Source organism: Methylocystis sp. sgz306128, assembly GCF_056032725.1.
Genome location: NZ_JBVYWO010000002.1, coordinates 169,122 through 190,234 on the forward strand (window position 1 = coordinate 169,122; position 21,113 = coordinate 190,234).

The window sequence follows — 21,113 nt, forward strand, 5'->3', positions numbered from 1 at the left end:
TTGTTTAGTTCATTCCAGAGCGCGATGAAAGCTATGAAATCCGAGCGTTACAATGCCCGTGAAGCCGAACAGAAATGGCAGGCCTATTGGAGCGGAAACCAGACATTTCTGACCCGGAACGACGATCCTCGTCCTAAATATTACGTACTGGAAATGTTTCCCTATCCGTCCGGCCGCATTCACATGGGCCATGTGCGCAATTATGCCATGGGCGATGTCGTGGCGCGTTTCAAGCGCGCGCGGGGCTTCAACGTGCTGCATCCGATGGGTTGGGATGCGTTCGGCATGCCGGCTGAAAACGCCGCCATGCAGAATAAGTCGCATCCCGCAAAATGGACCTATGCCAATATCGCCACCATGCGCAACCAGCTCAAAAGCATGGGGCTTTCGCTGGACTGGTCACGGGAAATCGCAACCTGCGACCCAAGCTATTACAAGCATCAGCAGCGCATGTTCCTCGATTTTCTGGAAGCCGGGCTCATCGACCGCAAGAAATCAAAGGTTAACTGGGATCCGGTCGATCAGACCGTGCTCGCCAATGAACAGGTGATCGATGGCCGCGGCTGGCGTTCTGGCGCGGTGGTGGAACAGCGCGAACTGACGCAGTGGTTCCTGAAAATCAGCGACTATTCCGAAGAATTGCTTAGCGCGCTGGATGATCTCGACCGCTGGCCGGAAAAAGTCCGGCTGATGCAGAAGAACTGGATCGGCAAATCCGAGGGGCTGCTTGTTCGTTTCGCTCTCGAATCGAATGCGGCGGCGCGCGAAATCGAAGTCTACACCACCCGGCCGGACACGCTGTTCGGCGCGAAATTTATCGCGGTCGCCGCCGATCATCCGATCGCCCGGGCCGTTGCCGAACAAAATGAACAGGCCCGTCTCTTCGTCGAGGAATGCAAACGCATCGGCACATCCGTGGCCGCCGTTGAAACCGCTGAAAAGAAGGGCTTCGACACCGGCCTGCGCGTGCGCCATCCCTTTGATGAAAACTGGAGCCTGCCGGTCTATATCGCCAATTTCGTGCTGATGGATTATGGCACCGGTGCAATTTTTGGCTGCCCGGCGCATGATCAGCGCGATCTGGACTTCGCCAATCTCTACGGGCTTGGCAATGTGCCTGTCGTCTGCCCGCCGGATCAGGACCCCGCGAGCTATGTCATCACCGACACCGCCTATGACGGCGACGGGCTCATCATCAATTCACGCTTTCTTGACGGCTTAAGCCCGGATGCCGCATTCGCCGATGTCGCCAACAGGCTTGAAGCACGCATGCTGTTTGGCGAACCGCAGGCCAGACGCAAGGTCAATTACCGGCTGCGCGACTGGGGCATATCGCGCCAGCGCTATTGGGGATGCCCCATCCCCGTCATACATTGCGACGCCTGCGGCACCGTGCCTGTACCCAAAAGTCAGCTACCCGTGACGCTGCCGGAAGATGTTACCTTCGACGTGCCGGGAAACCCGCTCGACCGGCATCCGACATGGAAACACGTGGCGTGCCCGCACTGCGGCAAGGCGGCGCGCCGAGAAACCGACACGATGGACACATTCGTCGATTCCTCGTGGTATTTCGCCCGCTTCACCGACCCGACCAACGCAACATCGCCGACCACTCCCGGGGCTGTCGATCATTGGCTTCCGGTCGATCAATATATCGGCGGCATCGAACACGCGATTTTGCATCTGCTCTATTCGCGCTTTTTCACCCGCGCCATGAAAAAAGTCGGATTGACCCGTGTCAGCGAGCCCTTTGCCGGGTTGTTCACGCAGGGCATGGTGGTGCATGAAACCTACCGCTCCGCTTCCGGCCAATATTACTCGCCGGCAGAAGTGCGCATTGAGGCTGCCGGGACGCAAAGACGGGCATTTGCACTTGATTCGGGCGAGGAAGTGAGCATCGGTTCGATCGAGAAAATGTCGAAATCCAAGCGTAATACCGTGGACCCGGACGATATCATCGGCACCTATGGCGCCGATACGGCGCGCTGGTTCATGCTTTCAGATTCGCCGCCGGAACGCGACGTGATCTGGACCGAGGAAGGCGTGCAGGGCGCCAGCCGTTTCGTGCAGCGTCTGTGGCGGCTGATCGGCGAACTTGCGGACGTAAAAGCGCCCGCAGCGCCGCCGGCGGATTTCTCGGCCGACGCCAAACTCATCCGGAAGGCCGCACATCAGGCGCTCAAGCGCGTCTCTGACGACATTGAGCGTCTGCGCTTCAACCGTTGCATCGCGCATATCTATGAACTGACCAATTATCTGGCGGCGATTGACCTGAGCGGCCGGAGCGAGGATGTCAATTTTGCCTTGCGTGAAGCGGCCTGCCTGCTGGTTCAGCTGTTCGCGCCTATGATGCCGCATCTGGCCGAGGAATGCTGGCAGGCGCTGGGGCAGCCCGGAATGGTGGCTGAAACCGCGCTGCCTCTTGCCGACGAGAGCCTTCTCGTTCAGGATGAGATCACGCTTCCGGTTCAGATAAACGGCAAAAAGCGTGGAGATCTGACAATTCCGGCCCAGGCCGATGCGGCCTTGACGGAAAAGCTGCTTCTGGAACAAGATTTCGTGCAGAGGATTCTGGAAGGACGCCCGGTCAAAAAGCTGATCATTGTTCCGCAGAGGATTATCAATGTCGTGGTCTGAGTCTTCATTTCGGCGTCGAATCTGTGCCGCAGGGGCGGTTTTACTCCTATCCCTGACGCTTTCCGGCTGTTTCACGCCCGTTTACATGGATGACAGCAACACGGGCGTCATGAGCAAGCTGCGTGAAATTGAAGTGGCGCCGCTGCCTGAGCGGTTAGGGCATTATCTCGATACCGAACTGATTTTCCAGCTCAATGGCAGTGGCGAAGCCAAGACGCCAAAATATCGCCTCACCATAACAGCGGATGAATCCAACAAGACGCTGGTTATCGACAGCCTGACAGGCCGGGCCGATTCGGCCAGCGTCTATGTCAATGCCAATTATCGTCTGACCGAAATAGCCACGGGCAAGGAAATCACACACGGAACCGTGACGTCCACGGCGCCATATGATCGCTCAAGCCAGCGTTATGCCAATATTCGCGCGGCGCGCGACAGCGAAATCCGCGTTGCGGAATCTCTCGCGCGCGACATTAAGACCAGGCTCTCAGCCTTTTTTGCCAACCAGGGTGGATCTTCCGCGCTTTGATCATCAAGTCCGACGAATTTGAGCGGTGGGCGGGCAAGGTTCCGCCACAAATGTTCATTTTCCTGTTTCACGGCACGGATACAGGACTGATACATGAACGCGCCAAACGCATGGCGCAGCTCAGCCTCTCAGGTGGCAGAGACGCTCCTCAGATTGTCCGCATCCATGGCGATATGCTTGCTGCCGACCGCGGCCGGCTCGCCGATGAAACCGGCTCCATTGGTCTCTTTGGCGATGAGCGCGTCATATGGATTGAAGCGGGCGGCAAGAGTTTTACCGATCAGCTCCTGTATCAGATCGAAAATCCGCCCGAGAAGTGCCGTATTGTCATTGAGGGCGGCAATCTCAAGCCTGCCGCGCCATTGCGCAAATTGCTTGATGCGGCGAAGGCCGCGGCCAGCGTCGGCTGCTATCCGGACACAACGGACGACCTTAAACGGCTTGTCGAGTCTACAATGCGGCTCAATAATCTCTCCATCGACACCGAAACACGCGATTATCTGGTATCGCGACTGGGCAATGACCGCCTGATCACACGTAGCGAACTTGAAAAATTATGCCTGTTCTGTCTCGGTGCGCCCAAGGTAACGATCGGCCATATCAACGAAATCATGGATGACGCCTCAGCCATGGCCATGGATCAGGCCATAGACGCGGCCTTTGCCGGACAGCGCAGCAAGGTCGAGCAGAATTGCTCCCGCGTATTCGAGACGGGCGGCGATGCAACTTATCTTTTGACGGCTACGCTCAGCCATGCCCTGCGGCTGCACCAGATCAAACTTGAACTGGCAAATGGCGGCAATATGGATGCGCTGATGACCAGATCGGGCATATTTTATCAAAGAAAACAGATAGTTACTGCTTATCTGGCCAGATGGAGCACGGAGGCGCTCCTGCTTGCCATCAAGGCATTGCAGGAATGTATCAGCCGTACGCGCCAGCATCCCCGCCTAAGCGAAATCCTCGCCATCCGGGTTTTGTGGTCCATCACGGGGATGGTCTCCGCCGGCCGCCGCTGATCAGTTGCGCAAACGCTGGCAGAGCAGATCGAGTTGTTCGAGATTCTTGTAACGGATGCGCAATTCACCCTTTTCGCCGCGATGGTCAATCACCACAGACAGGCCCAGAACATCGCTCAGAGCCTGTTCGAGTGAGCGTGTATCGGCGTCCTTTTCCCGCGCGGCGCGCGCCACTCCGGATTTGGGTTCTTCCAGGCTGCGGGCTTCGCGCTGAACGATACGCTCGACATCACGCACACTCAATCCTTGCTCGACAATGGCATCAGCCACCTGTTGCGGATGCGAAACAGAAAGCAATGCACGCGCATGGCCTGCCGACAGGCGGCCGTCTATCACCATGTCCTGCACGGACTGCGGCAGTTTCGTCAATCGCAAAGTATTCGCGACGTGACTGCGGCTTTTGCCGATTATACGGCCAAGGTCTTGTTGGGAATAATTAAATTCCGCGATAAGCTGTTGATATCCCAGTGCTTCTTCAACAGCGTTCAAATCAGAACGTTGTACGTTCTCGATAATTGCAATTTCCAGAGCTTCCTTGTCGCCAATGTCGAGAAGCAGGACCGGCACCTCATGCAAGCCGGCGCGCTGCGCTGCGCGCCAACGGCGTTCACCAGCAATAATTTCATAAACGCCGCGCAACTGCGGGAGACTGCGGGCGATGATCGGCTGAATAATCCCCTTTTCACGAATGGAATTGGTCAGATCGTCCAGATCTTCCTCGCGAAAATCCTTGCGAGGATTGCGCGGATTTGGCCGCAGGAATTCGATTGGTACTTTACGCGTCTGATTTTGCGCGGCCGGCTCTTCATTCGTATTGCCGATCAGAGCAGCAAGACCTCTGCCAAGGCGTGGACTTTTGAAATCTTCAACCAATGTCGTCACTCCCTGTCGATCAAGCCAGCAAACGTCTTTCACGCTGAATCACCTCAGACGCCAATTTAAGATAAGCTTGCGAACCGGCGCATTTCAAATCATACAAAAGCACGGGCTTGCCGTGAGATGGCGCCTCCGAGACACGCACATTGCGCGGAATGATGGTGTCATATACTTTCTCACCCATGAACGAGCGCACATCCGAAACAACCTGCATGGCAAGATTATTGCGCGGATCGAACATCGTCAGAACAACACCATGAATTGTCAGTGCTGAATTGAGTGATTTTCTCACCTGTTCCACTGTCGTCAACAGCTGCGAGAGACCCTCAAGCGCAAAAAACTCGCATTGCAGCGGCACTAAAATCGCATCCGCAGCGGCCATGGCATTAACGGTGAGCAGATTCAGCGAAGGCGGGCAATCAATCAAAACGTATGAGAAACGATTACCGTGTGCAGCAGCCAAACTCTCTGCCATAGTCTCAATCGCCTGCCGCAGCTTGAAAGCCCGGTCCGAATCTCCGGCTATTTCAAGTTCTATTCCGAGCAGATCCAGCGTGGAGGGCGCAACATGCAGCCGGGGAACCGCCGTTGGACGCACAACATCCGCCAGCGATGCTTCGCCATTCAGTACATGATAGGTCGATACATGGCGATCGCGATGATCGATCCCCAATCCTGTCGAGGCGTTGCCCTGCGGATCAAGATCAATAATGAGCACATTTTCGCCAATGGCAGCGAGCGCTGTACCCAGATTAATGGCCGTTGTTGTCTTGCCGACACCGCCCTTCTGGTTGGCAAGCACCAAAACACGCATCTGGGCGCGCGCCTGACCAGGGATCTCGCTCTTGGAAACAGAAGTGGGGACTGAATTCATTGTCACGCCGTCGTCCGCCCTTGTTCAATGGCTGGATTTGACCAAATTTCCAAAATTGATCCATCACTTTGAATCTGACTGGGCCAAATATGATAAGAATATCTAAAGAGATCAGGAATCGCGGTCAATTCCTGTTTTAAATCTTTCCCCTTTAAAAAATAGGCCTTTGCCCCGCGCGCGATATATACCCTCACCATTGACAGCAGAATCGGCAGTGGTGCCAGAGCGCGCGCACTGAATGCCTCGATCGGATGGTCGAACTCAGGCAAGATGTCTTCGATACGGCCACACAGAACACGGGCCGGCGCCGACGTGGCGCGGATGACTTCACGAAGAAACGCGCATTTGCGCTGGTCGCTTTCAATCAACGTGATAAATCCTGCACCGGCATGTTTCAGGCATATGGCCGTCACCAAGCCGGGAAATCCGCCTCCGGAGCCCAGATCAACCCAATGACGCACATCAGGTGCGAGGCGAAAAATCTGCAGGGAATCGGCTATATGGCGCGACCAGACGTCCGGCAATGTTTTTGGCGAAACCAAATTGAGCATTCGCTGCCAGCGAAACAGTAAGTCTACATAAATTTGCAGATCCTGAAAAGTTTCACGTGAAACACCGAGCGCTTCTGCCGATGATGGAGCAATCAGCGAGTCCATATCAACGCACCGCTCCCGATCCGCGTCTGATATGCGCCGCGAGTAAAACGAGAGCCGAAGGCGTTATGCCCTCGATACGTCCGGCCTGGCCAATGTTCTGCGGGCGTATGTCCATAAGTTTGGCGCGCACTTCATTTGAAAGTCCGACAACCATCTGATAATCAAAATCAGCGGGCAAATCTGCCTGTTCCAAAGCCTTGAAGCTGGCAATGTCACGATTTTGCCGATCAAGATAGACAGAATATTTCGCATCCGACTCAATTTTACTGGCCATTTGCGGATCAATGTCAGCCAGTTCGGGCCAGATGGTACTTAGCCGCTCGATATCGATATCCGCATAAGACAAAAGTTCAAAAGCACTGCGCTTCTGGCCATCCAGATTAACCACCAATTCATGACGGCGTGCTTCTGAAGGCGACAGCACGAGATCAGCCATACGCGATCGCCATAGCGCATATTGGTTTGCCCGATCTTCGAAAAGACGCCGCCGCTCGGACGTGACGCAACCAAGCTCGATTCCCTTGGCCGTCAACCGGTCATCGGCATTGTCTGAGCGCAAACTCAGGCGATATTCCGCCCGCGATGTAAAGACCCGGTAGGGCTCGGTGACGCCTTTCGTAATGAGATCGTCAATCATCACCCCAATATAAGCTTCAGACCGGTCAAGAATAAAAGGCGCTTTGCCCTGAACACGTCCCGCTGCATTAATCCCGGCCATCAAGCCCTGTGCAGCGGCTTCCTCATAGCCTGTTGTGCCGTTGATCTGACCGGCAAGGAAAAGGCCCTGCACCTTCTTCGTCTCCAGCGTAGCTTTCAACTCACGGGGATCAATATAATCATATTCAATCGCATAACCGTAACGCAGAATGCGGACATCCTCCAAGCCGGGTATCGAGCGCAAAAACGCGTCCTGGACGTCTTCAGGCAAGGACGTTGATATGCCATTGGGATAAATTGTATCGTCGTCGAAACCTTCTGGCTCGAGAAAGATCTGATGACCATCTCTGTCGCCAAAACGCACGACCTTATCCTCGATCGACGGACAATAGCGGGGACCGCGGCCTTGGATCGCGCCGGTATAGAGCGGGGCACGGCCCATGTTCTCGTGAATGATCCGATGCGTCTCCGGCGTCGTGCGCGTTATTCCGCACTGTACCTGCTGACGTTCAATGCCCGGCGTCATGAAAGAAAATGGCTCAGGCACCACATCTCCGGCCTGCATCTCTAATACCGACCAATTAATCGTCTTGCCATCCAGCCGCGCTGGCGTTCCCGTCTTAAGCCGCCCGAGCACAAAATTGAACCGCTCGAACACCAATGACAAACGACTGGCGGGCTCTTCACCAATTCTGCCCGCCGGAATGCGCTTATCTCCAATGTGAATTAAACCGCGAAGGAAAGTGCCCGTGGTGATGACAATCGAACCGCAGCCGAATCGAATCCCGTCCTTGGTCACCAACCCTCTGACGACACCATCGTCAATGACCAGATCTGCCGCTTCTCCCTCGATAATGGTCAGGTTTTGCTGCGCTAAGAGGCTGGCTTGCATGGCGTGGCGATATAATTTTCGATCAATCTGCGCCCGCGGACCGCGAACAGCAGGTCCCTTCTTTCTATTCAGAACCCGAAACTGAATACCCGCTGCGTCGGCCATGCGGCCAATAAGGCCGTCAAGCGCATCCACCTCCCGGACAAGATGCCCCTTTCCGAGACCACCAATGGCAGGATTGCAGGACATTTCACCGATCGTTGCAAATTTGTGCGTCAACAGGGCGGTCTTCGCACCAAGACGCGCCGAGGCTGCCGCAGCCTCGCAGCCGGCATGGCCGCCGCCAACCACGATCACGTCAAAATCTTGCATGAGGCAGTCCGTATTCAATGATTTACCTTGTTCGCTGTTTCACGTGAAACGACCTATTTGCCAATGCAGAAGGTCGAAAATATTGTTCCCAATACATCCTCGACGCCGTAATGTCCAACAATTCGGCCCAACTCGAAAGCGGCAGCTCGTAAATCTTCCGAGACAAGTTCCGGCAGTATGTCGCTCGGACACGCCACTATATCGCTCAGAGCCTGCCTGCAGGTCTGAAGCGCCAGCACATGCCGCTCGCGGGTGATCAGACCCGAGCCTTGCGGCACAGAATCCAGATATTGCCTTAAGCGATCCTTCAGTTCCTCCAGACCGAACCCGGTCTGCACCGAAATCATCAGATCCATATTCTCATGGCGATGGGGCTGCATATCTTGCTTTGTCTGAACGCGCAGCACAGGCACCTTCAGACCCCCGATCGGACTCTCGTGCGTCCCGTCCGTGAGATAAAGCACCAGATCAGCCTCCGCCGCCGCCTTTTGTGCACGCTCTATCCCCAATTTTTCCACATGTAGTTCGGTCTCTCTTATTCCGGCGGTATCCGTCAGAATAACAGGAATTTGTTCAATATTCAGAGTAACTTGGACAAGATCACGGGTAGTTCCGGCTTCGTCGGAAACGATGGCGGCCTCTCTGCCGGCCAGATAATTCAACAGGCTCGACTTACCCACATTGGGGGCGCCGATAATAGCAATCTGAAAGCCATTTTGAATATATCGGGCACGCTGATAACCGGCCAGGGCCTGATCAATCTCGCCGATAAGTTTCGCCGCCGAATCCTTCAGGTGGCGCAGCGGGAGGGCATTGACGTCGCCTTCATCGGAAAAATCCAGTTCTGCTTCTACCAATGCGCGCAAATGCAACAGCTCATCCTGCCAGCGCATCAGCGCCTTGCCCAAAACACCTTCCAGCTGGCGCACGGCCTGCCTGCGCTGTCCTTCCGTCTCCGAATCGATAAGATCGGCCAACCCTTCCGCCTGGGCAAGATCCATCTTTCCATTGAGAAACGCCCGTCGGCTGAATTCGCCGGGCTCGGCGAGCCTCAGACCTTCAACCTGTCCCAGAGCCCCGAGAACCGCCGAAATGGTGCTGCGGGCTCCATGGATCTGAAACTCGGCGCAATCCTCGCCAGTGAAGCTCTGTGGCCCGGGAAACCAGAGAACCAGTCCATAGTCGAGCGTAGCATCTTGAGCATCGCGCAAACGAGCATATTCAGCGTGGCGCGGCGGAGGAATTTTCCCGGCGAGACGGCGGACAGCGTCTGCCGCCCGGGGCCCGGAAACGCGGATTACCGCGACCGCGGCACGGCCAGCCGAAGTCGCCAATGCATAGATCGTCTGAGCCACAACACAGACCCGCTGGTTTGTTACTGATCCGAATCGAGTTGATTCACGTGAAACGTCACGTGTTCATCTTCTCGAAGAATTCAGCATTGACCTTGGTTTCACGCAATTTTCCAAGCAGGAACTCGATCGCATCAACCGTACCCATCGGGTTGAGAATACGACGCAGCACATACATCTTCTTGAGCGTGTCGGCAGGAACGAGCAACTCTTCCTTGCGCGTGCCAGAACGGGTGATATCGAGCGACGGAAACACCCTTTTGTCGGAAACCTTGCGGTCGAGAATGATTTCCGAATTGCCGGTGCCTTTGAATTCTTCGAAGATCACCTCATCCATGCGCGAGCCGGTATCGATCAGGGCTGTCGCGATGATAGTAAGCGAACCGCCCTCTTCGATGTTGCGCGCCGCGCCGAAGAAGCGCTTGGGCCGCTGCAGCGCATTGGCATCCACGCCGCCCGTTAAAACCTTGCCGGACGAAGGAACCGTCGTGTTATAGGCGCGGCCAAGGCGCGTGATCGAATCCAGCAAAATAACCACGTCGCGGCCATGCTCCACAAGCCGCTTGGCCTTTTCAATCACCATTTCGGCCACCTGCACATGGCGCGCCGCCGGTTCATCGAAGGTTGACGAAACCACCTCGCCCTTCACGGAACGCTTCATGTCCGTGACTTCCTCCGGACGCTCGTCGATCAGAAGGACGATAAGATAACATTCGGGATGATTCGTGGTGATAGATTGCGCGATATTCTGCAGCAGCACGGTTTTGCCGGTCCGCGGCGGTGCCACGATCAGCGCGCGCTGGCCCTTGCCGATCGGCGCGACAATATCGATGAGGCGGGCAGAAATGTCCTTGCGGGTCGGGTCCTCGATCTCAAGCTTAAGCCGTTCATTGGGATAAAGCGGCGTGAGGTTGTCAAAGTGAACCTTATGCCGGGCCTTATCAGGATCCTCGAAATTGATGGTATTGACTTTGAGAAGCGCAAAATACCGTTCGCCTTCCTTGGGGCTGCGGATCATTCCCTCAACTGTGTCGCCTGTACGCAAGCCAAATCTGCGGATCTGGGAAGGGGAAATATAAATATCGTCCGGGCCCGGCAGATAATTGGCATCGGGCGAACGCAGGAAACCAAAGCCGTCAAGCAGGACCTCAACAACACCCTGGCCGATGATTTCGATGTCGCGGCTGGCCAGTTGCTTCAATATGGCAAACATCAGTTCCTGTTTGCGCATGGTCGAAGCATTTTCGACCTCATGTTCTTCGGCGAAGGCCAGCAATTCGGTGGGCGTTTTGGTTTTTAAATCTTGGAGTTTAATTTCCCGCATGGAAATTCCTTAGCGATGGCAGCGCCAGAATGTATGAAAAAGGCGGCAGGTGTGTTTTCAGCCTGCGAAGAGAAGCGGCGAAGCGCTTCATTTAGTTTCGCCTTGGAGGAGGGACCTTTCCTCTAGCAAGATTCGATGATGACAGCAAGTGCCATGAAATGGCGCCCTGCTGATTCACGTGAAACATTCAATCGCGCCGAAGGGCCGTCACTTCGATTTCGATTTTCATTTCCGGCTGCAGCAATCCCGCGATAAGCAAAGTAGCGGCTGGCCGGATTTCTTCCAAATATGAACCGGTGATGCTGAACAATGGACCCGCATTGTCCCGATCCGGCAAAATGTAGTGGATACGGACAATATCCTTCATGGAAAAGCCGGCTTCACCCAGCGCCAGCGAAATATTTCTAAAACACTGATGCACCTGCGCCTCAAATTCCAAAGGCAGATGCATCCGCTGATAATCATATCCTGTCGTGCCGGAAACAAAAGCCCACGGCTCCTGAACAACAACACGGGAATAGCCGGCCTGAATTTCAAAGGTCGAACCCGTTGAGATCAGCCGGCGCGTCATCAGAACGGCTTGACCACGACGAGAATGACAATGAAAATCATCAGTACTGTCGGGACTTCATTGAGGATGCGATAGAAACCGGCAGGTCTCTCATTCAGATCCATTGCAAAAACCCGCACAGTCTTGGCCAGATAGCCGTGCACCGCGGACATGAGAATCACTAGCAAGAATTTCACGCTCATCCAGCCGGTGTTAAAAAACTGGCCGTTCCACGCCAGCCAGAGACCGGCAAGCCAGGCGACAATCATTGCCGGATTGATGATACCCTTGAGCAGGCGCCGCTCCATGACCTTGAACGTTTCCGACATCTGAGAACCGGGCGCTGCGTCACAATGGTAAACAAACAGCCGCGGCAGATAGAGCATCCCGGCCATCCAGGAAATCACGGCCAATATATGCAGCGCCTTCACCCAAAGTTCCATGTCCGTCCCCTCTAAGTCCGTACCAATTGCAGCAGATGCTCAACATGCGCCACCGGCGTTTGCGGCAGAATGCCATGGCCCAGATTGAAAATATACGCGCCATCGGCAAAAGCCGACTTGATCTGCGCGACATGATGCACAAGAGCATCTCCGCCCGCAAGCAGAACCAAAGGATCGAGATTGCCCTGCACGACCCGGTGAATCTGGACATGTTCCGCCGCCCAGAACGGATCAGCAGATGTATCGAGGCCAATCACATGAGCGGAACCTGACAAAGCCAGACCGGCCAGATGCGTGCCTGCGCCGCGAGGAAAAGCAATGATTTTGATAGCCGGATATCGGTTTCGAACTGCGGCACAAATTTTTTCGACCGGCTCCGCGCACCAGCGCAAAAATTCATCACGCGGCAGCACGCCCGCCCAGGAGTCAAAAATCTGAACCACCTGCACGCCAGCTTCAATCTGGGCAAAGAGATAGTCTATCGATGCATTGACCAGCAGATTGATCAATGCCTGAAAATAATCCGGATGCCGGTAGGCAAACAACCGTGCCGGTGCCTGATCTGGCGTGCCATGGCCGGCGATCATATAGGACGCCACTGTCCAGGGCGCGCCGCAAAAGCCGATGAAAGCTGTTTCCTCCGGCAAGGCTGTCTTGACACGATCAATTGTTTCCAGAACAGGCGCCAGACGTTCGATATCGAGCTTTTCATCCAGCGCCATGATATCCGAGAGAGTCTGCAGCGGTTTCAGACGCGGGCCCTCGCCCTGCTCAAAACTCACGCTCTGGCCAAGTGCATCCGGCACGACCAGAATATCTGAAAACAAAATAGCGGCATCGAAGCCAAAACGACGAATGGGCTGCAAAGTCGCTTCACTGGCCAATTTGGGATTGTAACAAAAATCGAGAAAGGTCGGCACGCTGGCGCGGATCTCACGATATTCGGGAAGATAGCGTCCTGCTTGCCGCATCAGCCAGATGGGAGGAATCGCACTTTTCTCTCCATCGCAAGCCTTAATGAATTTTTTACCCTTCACGTGGATGATTCCCTGATGAGATTTTCTCAGCTCACTAAATCAGCTTTGAACAATAATTTATAGAATCTTTCTGATTTTAATTTTTATAGAGGTCGATTCTGCGACACGCACAGCCATCCTCTGTTCATGAACAGGCAACATACCTTTCCAGTTTTATCAGCATATTATTTCCGGCTGTGGATAGGTTAAAATTTCGTTAATCAGTTCAGGACCTAATATCCGGTTCCTCATTTGAATCGGCAGAGGATGAATTTGCGGATCATTTCGCTGCGTCATGTCGTATTGAATTGTCCATCGTTAATACATTGTTAATGATTTGGTCTTGTCTCGCTGGAAAAAGCGGACAAAATGCCTTGCCGTCTCTGAGGAAGCTTGTTGTCCACAGAGGCCGGCCAGCGCTCTGTATAAAAGGCCAAATCATTGACCCGGAACTATTTTCACCTCCATCTGGTCTCCGACGCCACCGGAGAGACGCTGATTGCCGCGTCTCGCGCCGCGGCTGCGCAATATCAGGGCGTAACTTCGATCGAACATGTCTATCCGCTGATTCGCACCCGCGCCCAACTCGAAAAAGTCATTCTCGATATAGAAGCCGCGCCGGGAATTGTTCTCTTCACGCTTGTCGATGTTGCTCTGAGCGAACATCTTGAAAAGGCCTGCGCTGAAATCGGTTGTCCGGCACTTTCCGTTCTGACGCCGATTCTCGGGTTGTTCCAGTCCTATCTTGGCGCTGTTTCTGTTGCGAGGCCCGGCGCCCAGCACATGCTGAACGCCGATTATTTCCGCCGCATCGATGCCCTGAATTTCACCATGATGCAGGATGACGGACAGGCTCCGGAAAATCTGGAACAGGCGGATGTCATCCTGCTTGGCGTCAGCCGCACGTCAAAAACACCCACCTCGATCTATCTGGCCAATCGTGGCATCAAGGCTGCCAATATTCCGCTGGTGCCCAATGTGCCTCCGCCCGCGCAGCTTGATCACCTGTCCAAGCCGCTGATTGTCGGTCTCGTCGCCTCGCCAGACCGCATCATCCAGATCCGTCAGAACCGCCTTCTGGCCCTCAATGCCGAATATGAGACACCTTATGTCGACAGGGTTTCGGTGGTTGAAGAACTTGCTGCCTCCCGCCGGCTCTTCGCGCAGCGCGGCTGGCCGATGATCGATGTCAGCCGCCGCTCGATTGAAGAAACGGCTGCAGCGATTATTGACCTTTACAAAGAGCACCGGATGAAATTTATCACCGAATAATGCAGAATATCCCCGGCTCTTTCTGGCTTCATCCGCATCCGTTCGTTCTGGCCTCCCGCAGCCGGATTCGCCGACACATGTTTGAAGAGCTTGGATTAGCTCCTGTGGGGGCCGAAGCAGCCCTTGACGAGCGCAGCGCCGAACAAGGCTTGCGCGCCGAAGAGATCAGTCTTCATCTGGCCAGAGAAAAGGCATTGGCCGTTTCTGCCCGCCACCCCGGACATGTCGTGCTTGGCGCAGACCAGACTTTGCTGTTTGAGGGCGCAGCGCTGCATAAGCCGGAAAATTACGATCAGGCGCGGCGGCAACTGCGGCTTCTGTCCGGCAAAAGCCATGCATTGCGCAGTTCTGCAGCTCTGGCGCAGGATGGAAAAATTCTGTTTTCAGTAACCGATACAGCGCTTTTGCACATACGTGATCTCTCAGCGGAATTCATCGATTTTTATCTTGGCCAGATCGGCGATGCGGCATTTCATTCACCAGGCTCCTATCAGGTAGAGTCGCGCGGTCTCCATCTGTTTCAGTCGATCGAAGGAGATCACTTCACGATCCTCGGCTGCCCTTTGCTGCCTGTGCTCGATTATCTGCGAAATATGGGATGGGTCAGATGAATACCAATCAAAATGCAACGCGCGCCTGCGTCATTGGCTGGCCGGTCAAACATTCACGCTCGCCGCTGATCCATAATTACTGGCTCCGGCAGCTGCATCTGGCAGGTTCATACGAACTGGCGGAGGTCGCGCCAGAAAATTTGCAGGCTTTCGTCAGATCCATGCCGGAAAACGGCTTTTGCGGAGCAAATGTCACCATCCCGCATAAAGAAGCGGTGATGCCCCTGTGCGATCATCTGACCGCGCGCGCCAAAGCCATTGGCGCGGTCAATACCTTATGGTTCGCGGAAGATGGCCTGCATGGCGACAATACCGATGCGCTCGGCTTTGCTGCAAATCTCGATGAATTTGCCCCGGCATGGCGCAAGGCCAGGACAATCATGGTGCTGGGCGCGGGCGGCGCGGCGCGGGCCATTGTCCATGCGCTGAATGATACGGCGATGGACAGGCTTATCATCGTCAACCGCAGCATCGCGCGCGCGCAGGGTCTGGCGCAGCTTTGCCAGCGGCCTTGCCTGTGCATCGGCTGGCACGACCTCGGCAGATATTTCGGCGAGATCGATCTTCTTATCAACACGACGTCGCTCGGCATGAATGATCAGCCCATGCCGGAATTGCCCTGGGCCAAGGCCAGGCCGTCGCTCATCGTCCATGATATTGTCTATGTGCCGCTGGAGACAGCGCTGCTTGCCGGTGCCAGAGCGCATCATCTTGTTGCCGTCGATGGCCTTGGCATGCTGCTGCATCAGGCGCGCCCCGGCTTCATCCACTGGTTTGGCGGCGCGCCGCAGGTCACGGACGAATTGCGTCAGCTCATCATTGCGGAAATAAACAGAAAATGATCGTCCTTGGCCTGACAGGCTCAATCGGCATGGGCAAGAGCACGACGGCACAGATGTTCCGCGCCGCCGGCGTGCCCGTGCATGATGCCGATGCGGCGGTTCATGCGCTTTACGCGGGAGCAGCGGCGCCCCTGATCGAGGCCGCCTTTCCCGGCGTCCTGCGTCAGGGCGTCATCGACCGGCAGGCGCTGGGCCGTATCGTCCTGCCCGATCCCGACAAGATGAAAAAGCTGGAGTCGATCATTCATCCTTTGGTGATGGCCGAACGGCGCAAATTTATCGACCGGCACAGAGCAGAGGGAGCGCCGGTTGTCGTTCTCGATATTCCGCTTCTGTTTGAAACGGGCGCAGATCGTGATGTCGATTACAGGGTGGTTGTCTCCGCGCCCGAACCGGTGCAGCGCCAGCGCGTGCTGGAGCGCCCCGGCATGACCGAAGAACGCCTCGCCGCCATTCTGGCCAGGCAGATTCCCGATGCACAGAAGCGCGCCCGCGCCGATTATGTTATTCATACCGATGCAGGCCTTGCTGCTGCCGAATCGCAGGTCATGGCGCTGCTGAAGCATGTGACGGAACGGGAAAATCATGCGTGAAATTGTTCTGGATACCGAAACCACCGGCCTCGATCCGGCGCAGGGCCATCGTATCGTTGAGATAGGCTGCGTCGAACTGCTGAATTCCATTCCCACCGGTCAGGTGTTTCACGTTTATATTAATCCCGAGCGGGATATGCCGGAGGAAGCGCGCCGCGTGCATGGTCTTTCTGCGGAATTTCTGGCCGACAAGCCGCGCTTTGCTGAAATCGTCGACGATTTTCTGATGTTTATCGGTGGCGACAGGCTGGTGATTCATAATGCCGAATTCGACATGCGGTTTCTGAACGCCGAACTGAAACGCCATGCCAGACCCGCGCTGCTCTTTGACCGCGTGGTCGATACGCTGGCGCTGGCGCGCCGGCGCAATCCCGGCGGCTCCAATTCGCTTGATGCCTTATGCGCGCGCTTCAATATCGATAATTCACGCCGTACCAAACACGGCGCGCTGCTGGATTCGGAGATTCTGGCGGAAGTCTATGCCGAATTGCTCGGCGGGCGGCAAAGCAATCTCGGTTTTGGCGAAGCCAGCAGAACAAGAGCCAGGCTTACAGCAAAAACCGCGCGTCCCCGGCCTGAACCTTTGCCGCCGCGTCTGAGCGCCGAGGAACTGGCCGCGCACGACGCCTTTATCGGCAAGATGGGCGACAAGGCTGTCTGGAACCTTTATCGCGCCGCAGCAGAAGAAAAGCCGCAGCCCTGAAGGGTGCGGCTTCTGATCAGTTTGGCAAATGCAATCCGGATCAGGCCTGCGCCTGTGCAGCGCGCTGCTGATAGAGCGCGGCAAAGTCGATCGGATCGATGTAAAGCGGCGGAAAACCACCATTGCGGACGGCTTCAGCCACGATCTGCCGGGCGAAGGGGAACAGCAGACGCGGGCATTCCACCATCACCAGCGGATGCAGATGCTCCTGCGGCATGTTGCGGATCTTGAACACGCCGGAATAGGTCAGTTCAAACTTGAACAGGGTGATGTCTGCCGTTGTTGCGGTGCCTTCCAGCAACACATCCACCTCGAAATCCTCTTCGGAGAGCGGGCGTGCATTGACATTGACCTGAATGGAAATATTCGGGCTTGTCTCCTGCGGGCCGAGCGAACGCGGCGCATTCGGATTTTCAAAGGAAAAATCCTTGGTATATTGCACGAGAATATTGAGCGATGGTGCTTCCGCGCCGTTGCCGTTTCCGTCGGCCATGTATGTTTCTCCTGTCGCAAATTGCACTACGCTGCTAACATGGAATGAGCAATGCGACAAGTAATCAGCCGTTTCGGCTCTGCTTTACTTCTTGGTTCTGGTGTCGGGGTCATCGACGCGCCGCCAGTCGGTTTCGGCGAGATCTATGATCCGCTGATCCTGCGTCGGGCCGTTCCGTGAAACATTTATCTGCGCAAAGCGCAGTGCCAGCCAGCCGCGCAGCGAGGGCGACAGCAGGGCAAGCCCGGCAATATCCGAGAGAAAACCCGGTAAAATCAGAAAGATAGCGCCAATAGCATAAAGAAGATGGTCGAGCGCTATGCCAGCCCGCTCAGACGGGCTGCGCATCTGCTGGCGCAATTCGACAATCCCCGTGCGGCCCAGTTTCTGCAGGGCGCGCAGCCCCAGCACTTCGGTGCCAAGACCGATCAGGAAAGCACCTAGAATGCCCACCAGTCCGACGACATAAAAAAAGGCGACATATTCCCCGACAAGCCAGAGAATCAGGATCAAGCCGAGGGGAATGGGACGGGACATCGTTAACTCTGAAACAGATTTAGGAACAGGGCGCAGTTTCGGCTGTTTGCCGGGTCAAGACAAGCGTCTTATATGGGTTGCCCGTCCCGATTATGCCAGAAGCCAGTCTTACAAAGGCTTGACTCAGGCCCCATATAAGACTTCAAGAACACTTCAATTTCGCTGAGATTTAACATGCACGATCCGTTTGACCTCACAACTATCATTTTTGTGCTGCTGGCGATTTTCGTGGTGTGGAAGCTGCGCTCCGTGCTGGGCGAGCGAAATCCCGATGAGCCGCAGGGCCCGCCGCAATCGGCGGACATGTTCCGTCCGGCGCCGCGCGCCAATGGCGACAATGTCGCGCGTCTGCCCGGTCCCGCAGGCGAAAGCCTGTCCAGACCTCCGGTCGACCAGTGGCAGGATTTTGCCGCGCCCGGTTCCGATCTTTGGAACGGGTTGTCCTCCATCCGCCAGAAGGACGCGAATTTCGATCCCGGCGCCTTTCTCAATGGCGCGGTCAAGGCGCATGAAATGATCCTGCTGGCCTTTGCCTCGGGCGATGTGAAAACGTTGAAAATGCTTCTGGGGACCGATGTGCTGGCCAATTTCAGTTCGGCCATCGAAGGGCGCCAGTCCCGCGGGGAGACCATGGAGACAACTCTGGTTTCCGAAGAAAAGTCCTCATTCGAATCCGTGCAGCTTGTCGGCAATGAAGCGCGCTTGACGGTCCGGTTCCATTGCAAAATGATCACGTGGACAAAGAACGGGGCTGGTGAAGTCATCGAAGGCAATATGCAGCAGGTCATTGACGTGCAGGATGTCTGGACCTTCGCCCGAGATCTTACGTCGCGCGATCCGAACTGGAAACTGATCGCCATTCTGGATGCCTGAGCCATGCGGCTCGCGCCGGTAGAATTTGCCAGCCTCGTTGGCGAGACGGATGGCTTTGCTGAAACCTTTGCCTTGTTTCAGCAAACTGCGCGCCATGCGCTGGCGCAAAAGCCGCCGCTTCGGGCAGCCAGAGCGCCGGATGCCGCGCTGATGTCCATGTTCCGCCTCGCTCTGCAACAAGGCAATCTGACCGAAGCGCCGTCACGCGCCTTTTTCGAGCGGCATTTCCAGCCCTTCGCCGTTCATGCCGAGGCTCCGGGGTTTGTCACCGGCTATTATGAGCCGGAAGTGGAGGGCGCGTTACAAGTCTCGGCTGATTTTTCGGCTCCCGTTCTGGCCCGGCCGGATGATCTCATCACGCTTTCCGAGCCCTCGGCAGCGCATGGCGGCGTCATGGCGCTGCGGCGCGGCGCGGACGGCGTCCTCAGTGTCTATCCTTCGCGGGCTGAAATAGAATCCGGCGTGGTGCGCGGCCTGCGGCCGCTGGTCTATCTGCGCGATGCGGTTGAGGTTTTTCTCATTCAGGTGCAGGGGTCGGCCCGCGTGCGCCTGCCCGGCGGCAAGCTGCTCCGGCTGCGCTATGATGGGCGTAACGGGCGCACCTACACCTCCATTGGCCGAATCCTGATTGAGAATGGCCATATCCGGGAGGAGGATATGTCGCTTGCGGCGCTGAAAGCCTGGCTGAGGTCGCATGGTCTGGCGCCGGGAGGTCTGGCACGGGAGATCATGCAGCGCAACGAATCCTATGTGTTTTTTGCCATGGATGACTCTCTGTCCGCCGATGAGGGCCCCATCGGTGGTGCCGGCCTGCCGCTGACACCTTTGCGCTCGCTCGCCATAGACCGCACGATATGGTCTTATGGCCTGCCCTTCTGGATATCGGCGTCCCTGCCCTGGAAAGGTAACGGAACCGAATCGTTCGGGCGACTGATGCTGGCTCAGGATACGGGCTCGGCTATTGTCGGCGCGGCGCGCGCGGATATATTCTTTGGAACCGGCGAGAGCGCCGGATATCATGCCGGCAATATCCGTCATCCCGCCCGCTTTACAGTCTTGTTGCCAAAATCATGAATATGAAAGATTTTTTCCCGGATCTTCCGCCGCGCGCAGAGCGGCGCAAGCGTCAGTTGAGCGAAGAAGAGCTCAATCTGTGGAATGAGATCGGCCATACGGTGCAGCGGCATGCGCCCGTGCCGCATATCCCGAAGGCGCGGCCGCTCAAAAGGCCCATCGAACCGCTGCATGTCGCGCCCGAATTGCATTTTCATACCGCGCCGCTCTCGCCGCTGGAGCGCCGCTTGCGGCAAAAACTGACGCGCGGCCGGCTGCAGCCGGAAGCAACACTGGATCTGCATGGGCTGCGGCAGGCCGAAGCTCATGCCATTCTCATCAATTTTCTCATCGAGGCGCAACGGCGGCAGCACCGGGTTGTGCTGGTCATTACCGGCAAGGGCCGCTCGGGCGAAGAACCGGGCTTGTCGCCCGAGTCCATGACAGGCGTTCTGCGCCGTTCCCTGCCGCATTGGCTCCGTGCCGCCAATTTGCGCAGTCTCGTCATCGGGTTCGAGGAGGCCGGTCAGGTTCATGGCGGAAGCGGCGCGTTTTACGTGCGCATCCGTCGTCTGGAGCGGCTGAAATGACGCCGTTCGGCCGCCGATTACGCAAGCTCCGGGAAGATCGCGGCCTGTCGCTCAAGACAATGGCCTATGATATCGGGGTTTCTGCTGCCTATCTCTCCGCGCTGGAGCATGGCCGGCGCGGCACGCCGACATGGACATTGGTGCAGCGGATCATCACCTATTTCAACATTATCTGGGACGAGGCCGAGGAGCTCGTGCAACTCGCGCAGATTTCCGATCCGCGCGTCGTGATCGAGACAGGCGGCCTCAGCCCGGAAGCGACAGAACTGGCCAATGTGCTGTCCCGCCAGATCGCCGATCTGGGTCCCGGCGACATTGCCATGATGCTCGGCTTTCTGAAATCGGCGCGGACGAAGCCCAATCGCGGCGGCTGAGGCTTGACCCTTATGGGTTGAAATGGCACATCACG

General features: G+C 56.2%; 23 protein-coding genes. 12 read left to right on the plus strand and 11 right to left on the minus strand.

Annotation, left to right across the window (positions count from 1 at the left end; translation table 11 throughout):
* Positions 1-33: 33 nt before the first annotated feature.
* The 3 genes from leuS (at position 34) to holA (ending at position 4,185) form a co-directional block, all read left to right on the plus strand.
* The gene (gene leuS, locus AC0N03_RS04645) at positions 34-2,637 is read left to right on the plus strand and encodes a leucine--tRNA ligase (RefSeq protein ID WP_474287705.1); all 2,604 of its coding nucleotides are present in this window, start codon (positions 34-36) and stop codon (positions 2,635-2,637) included.
* An 85-nt stretch (positions 2,638-2,722) separates the two neighbouring features.
* Positions 2,723-3,166, plus strand: coding sequence for a hypothetical protein (locus tag AC0N03_RS04650; protein ID WP_474287391.1), 444 nt, complete (start codon positions 2,723-2,725; stop codon positions 3,164-3,166).
* The gene (holA, locus tag AC0N03_RS04655; protein WP_474287393.1) at positions 3,163-4,185 is read left to right on the plus strand and encodes a DNA polymerase III subunit delta; all 1,023 of its coding nucleotides are present in this window, start codon (positions 3,163-3,165) and stop codon (positions 4,183-4,185) included. Before AC0N03_RS04650 ends, holA begins: the two co-directional genes overlap by 4 nt.
* Here holA and AC0N03_RS04660 read toward each other — a convergent pair whose 3' ends face one another.
* From AC0N03_RS04660 to hemE, 9 genes are all read right to left on the minus strand, one after another.
* Positions 4,186-5,058: a ParB/RepB/Spo0J family partition protein gene (locus AC0N03_RS04660; protein ID WP_474287394.1), complete on the minus strand. Its 873-nt coding sequence runs from the start codon at positions 5,056-5,058 to the stop codon at positions 4,186-4,188. It lies immediately after the preceding gene.
* Between the two features lie 19 nt (positions 5,059-5,077).
* On the minus strand, positions 5,078-5,935 hold the full coding sequence (locus AC0N03_RS04665; RefSeq protein WP_474287707.1) for a ParA family protein: 858 nt from the start codon (positions 5,933-5,935) through the stop codon (positions 5,078-5,080).
* A 2-nt stretch (positions 5,936-5,937) separates the two neighbouring features.
* Positions 5,938-6,591 (minus strand): 16S rRNA (guanine(527)-N(7))-methyltransferase RsmG, encoded by a 654-nt coding sequence (rsmG, locus tag AC0N03_RS04670; RefSeq protein WP_474287395.1) that lies wholly within the window; start codon positions 6,589-6,591, stop codon positions 5,938-5,940.
* Position 6,592: 1 nt separating this feature from the next.
* Positions 6,593-8,452, minus strand: a complete 1,860-nt coding sequence (gene mnmG / locus AC0N03_RS04675) for a tRNA uridine-5-carboxymethylaminomethyl(34) synthesis enzyme MnmG (RefSeq protein WP_474287396.1) — start codon at positions 8,450-8,452, stop codon at positions 6,593-6,595.
* A gap of 53 nt (positions 8,453-8,505) precedes the next feature.
* A complete protein-coding gene (mnmE, locus tag AC0N03_RS04680; RefSeq protein ID WP_474287397.1) occupies positions 8,506-9,807 on the minus strand; it encodes a tRNA uridine-5-carboxymethylaminomethyl(34) synthesis GTPase MnmE in 1,302 nt (433 codons plus the stop codon).
* A gap of 55 nt (positions 9,808-9,862) precedes the next feature.
* Positions 9,863-11,128, minus strand: coding sequence for a transcription termination factor Rho (gene rho / locus AC0N03_RS04685; RefSeq protein ID WP_474287398.1), 1,266 nt, complete (start codon positions 11,126-11,128; stop codon positions 9,863-9,865).
* 187 nt (positions 11,129-11,315) lie between these two features.
* Complete coding sequence (locus AC0N03_RS04690; RefSeq protein ID WP_474287399.1) at positions 11,316-11,699, minus strand: RidA family protein; 384 nt, start codon at positions 11,697-11,699, stop codon at positions 11,316-11,318.
* Complete coding sequence (gene hemJ, locus AC0N03_RS04695) at positions 11,699-12,121, minus strand: protoporphyrinogen oxidase HemJ (RefSeq protein ID WP_474287400.1); 423 nt, start codon at positions 12,119-12,121, stop codon at positions 11,699-11,701. Before hemJ ends, AC0N03_RS04690 begins: the two co-directional genes overlap by 1 nt.
* Positions 12,122-12,132: 11 nt before the next feature.
* Positions 12,133-13,167, minus strand: coding sequence for a uroporphyrinogen decarboxylase (hemE, locus tag AC0N03_RS04700; RefSeq protein ID WP_474287708.1), 1,035 nt, complete (start codon positions 13,165-13,167; stop codon positions 12,133-12,135).
* A gap of 411 nt (positions 13,168-13,578) precedes the next feature.
* On the opposite strand from hemE, the gene AC0N03_RS04705 reads away from it, so the two are divergent.
* The 5 genes from AC0N03_RS04705 to dnaQ are packed head-to-tail and all read left to right on the plus strand — an operon-like array spanning position 13,579 to position 17,158.
* Positions 13,579-14,409 (plus strand): pyruvate, water dikinase regulatory protein, encoded by an 831-nt coding sequence (locus AC0N03_RS04705; protein ID WP_474287401.1) that lies wholly within the window; start codon positions 13,579-13,581, stop codon positions 14,407-14,409.
* The gene (locus AC0N03_RS04710) at positions 14,409-15,020 is read left to right on the plus strand and encodes a Maf family protein (protein WP_474287403.1); all 612 of its coding nucleotides are present in this window, start codon (positions 14,409-14,411) and stop codon (positions 15,018-15,020) included. Before AC0N03_RS04705 ends, AC0N03_RS04710 begins: the two co-directional genes overlap by 1 nt.
* Entirely contained in the window at positions 15,017-15,862 is an 846-nt protein-coding gene (locus AC0N03_RS04715; RefSeq protein WP_474287404.1) for a shikimate dehydrogenase, read from the plus strand. Before AC0N03_RS04710 ends, AC0N03_RS04715 begins: the two co-directional genes overlap by 4 nt.
* Entirely contained in the window at positions 15,859-16,455 is a 597-nt protein-coding gene (coaE, locus tag AC0N03_RS04720) for a dephospho-CoA kinase (protein WP_474287405.1), read from the plus strand. Before AC0N03_RS04715 ends, coaE begins: the two co-directional genes overlap by 4 nt.
* Positions 16,448-17,158, plus strand: a complete 711-nt coding sequence (gene dnaQ, locus AC0N03_RS04725; RefSeq protein WP_474287406.1) for a DNA polymerase III subunit epsilon — start codon at positions 16,448-16,450, stop codon at positions 17,156-17,158. Before coaE ends, dnaQ begins: the two co-directional genes overlap by 8 nt.
* A 40-nt stretch (positions 17,159-17,198) precedes the next feature.
* On the opposite strand, the gene secB is transcribed toward dnaQ, so the two are convergent.
* Positions 17,199-17,651: a protein-export chaperone SecB gene (secB, locus tag AC0N03_RS04730; protein WP_474287407.1), complete on the minus strand. Its 453-nt coding sequence runs from the start codon at positions 17,649-17,651 to the stop codon at positions 17,199-17,201.
* An 84-nt stretch (positions 17,652-17,735) separates the two neighbouring features.
* A complete protein-coding gene (locus AC0N03_RS04735; protein ID WP_474287408.1) occupies positions 17,736-18,188 on the minus strand; it encodes an FxsA family protein in 453 nt (150 codons plus the stop codon).
* A 174-nt stretch (positions 18,189-18,362) separates the two neighbouring features.
* Here AC0N03_RS04735 and AC0N03_RS04740 point away from each other — a divergent pair, with 174 nt between their 5' ends.
* Genes AC0N03_RS04740 through AC0N03_RS04755 form a run of 4 tightly spaced genes read left to right on the plus strand, consistent with a single transcriptional unit; the run spans position 18,363 to position 21,078 of the window.
* Positions 18,363-19,061: a Tim44/TimA family putative adaptor protein gene (locus AC0N03_RS04740; RefSeq protein ID WP_474287409.1), complete on the plus strand. Its 699-nt coding sequence runs from the start codon at positions 18,363-18,365 to the stop codon at positions 19,059-19,061.
* A 3-nt stretch (positions 19,062-19,064) separates the two neighbouring features.
* Positions 19,065-20,135, plus strand: coding sequence for a murein transglycosylase A (gene mltA, locus AC0N03_RS04745; protein WP_474287411.1), 1,071 nt, complete (start codon positions 19,065-19,067; stop codon positions 20,133-20,135).
* A gap of 2 nt (positions 20,136-20,137) precedes the next feature.
* On the plus strand, positions 20,138-20,704 hold the full coding sequence (locus tag AC0N03_RS04750; RefSeq protein ID WP_474287413.1) for a Smr/MutS family protein: 567 nt from the start codon (positions 20,138-20,140) through the stop codon (positions 20,702-20,704).
* On the plus strand, positions 20,701-21,078 hold the full coding sequence (locus tag AC0N03_RS04755) for a helix-turn-helix domain-containing protein (RefSeq protein ID WP_474287415.1): 378 nt from the start codon (positions 20,701-20,703) through the stop codon (positions 21,076-21,078). Before AC0N03_RS04750 ends, AC0N03_RS04755 begins: the two co-directional genes overlap by 4 nt.
* Positions 21,079-21,113 lie beyond the last annotated feature (35 nt).

Bases quoted from the DNA above. Each gene is read 5' to 3' on its own strand.
- leuS (WP_474287705.1), top strand. From the start codon at position 34: ATGAAATCCGAGCGTTACAATGCCCGTGAAGCCGAACAGAAATGGCAG.
- AC0N03_RS04650 (WP_474287391.1), top strand. From the start codon at position 2,723: ATGGATGACAGCAACACGGGCGTCATGAGCAAGCTGCGTGAAATTGAA.
- AC0N03_RS04665 (WP_474287707.1), bottom strand. From the start codon at position 5,935: ATGAATTCAGTCCCCACTTCTGTTTCCAAGAGCGAGATCCCTGGTCAG.
- rsmG (WP_474287395.1), bottom strand. From the start codon at position 6,591: ATGGACTCGCTGATTGCTCCATCATCGGCAGAAGCGCTCGGTGTTTCA.
- mnmG (WP_474287396.1), bottom strand. From the start codon at position 8,452: ATGCAAGATTTTGACGTGATCGTGGTTGGCGGCGGCCATGCCGGCTGC.
- rho (WP_474287398.1), bottom strand. From the start codon at position 11,128: ATGCGGGAAATTAAACTCCAAGATTTAAAAACCAAAACGCCCACCGAA.
- AC0N03_RS04690 (WP_474287399.1), bottom strand. From the start codon at position 11,699: ATGACGCGCCGGCTGATCTCAACGGGTTCGACCTTTGAAATTCAGGCC.
- hemJ (WP_474287400.1), bottom strand. From the start codon at position 12,121: ATGGAACTTTGGGTGAAGGCGCTGCATATATTGGCCGTGATTTCCTGG.
- AC0N03_RS04710 (WP_474287403.1), top strand. From the start codon at position 14,409: ATGCAGAATATCCCCGGCTCTTTCTGGCTTCATCCGCATCCGTTCGTT.
- AC0N03_RS04715 (WP_474287404.1), top strand. From the start codon at position 15,017: ATGAATACCAATCAAAATGCAACGCGCGCCTGCGTCATTGGCTGGCCG.
- coaE (WP_474287405.1), top strand. From the start codon at position 15,859: ATGATCGTCCTTGGCCTGACAGGCTCAATCGGCATGGGCAAGAGCACG.
- dnaQ (WP_474287406.1), top strand. From the start codon at position 16,448: ATGCGTGAAATTGTTCTGGATACCGAAACCACCGGCCTCGATCCGGCG.
- secB (WP_474287407.1), bottom strand. From the start codon at position 17,651: ATGGCCGACGGAAACGGCAACGGCGCGGAAGCACCATCGCTCAATATT.
- AC0N03_RS04735 (WP_474287408.1), bottom strand. From the start codon at position 18,188: ATGTCCCGTCCCATTCCCCTCGGCTTGATCCTGATTCTCTGGCTTGTC.
- AC0N03_RS04740 (WP_474287409.1), top strand. From the start codon at position 18,363: ATGCACGATCCGTTTGACCTCACAACTATCATTTTTGTGCTGCTGGCG.
- mltA (WP_474287411.1), top strand. From the start codon at position 19,065: ATGCGGCTCGCGCCGGTAGAATTTGCCAGCCTCGTTGGCGAGACGGAT.
- AC0N03_RS04750 (WP_474287413.1), top strand. From the start codon at position 20,138: ATGAAAGATTTTTTCCCGGATCTTCCGCCGCGCGCAGAGCGGCGCAAG.
- AC0N03_RS04755 (WP_474287415.1), top strand. From the start codon at position 20,701: ATGACGCCGTTCGGCCGCCGATTACGCAAGCTCCGGGAAGATCGCGGC.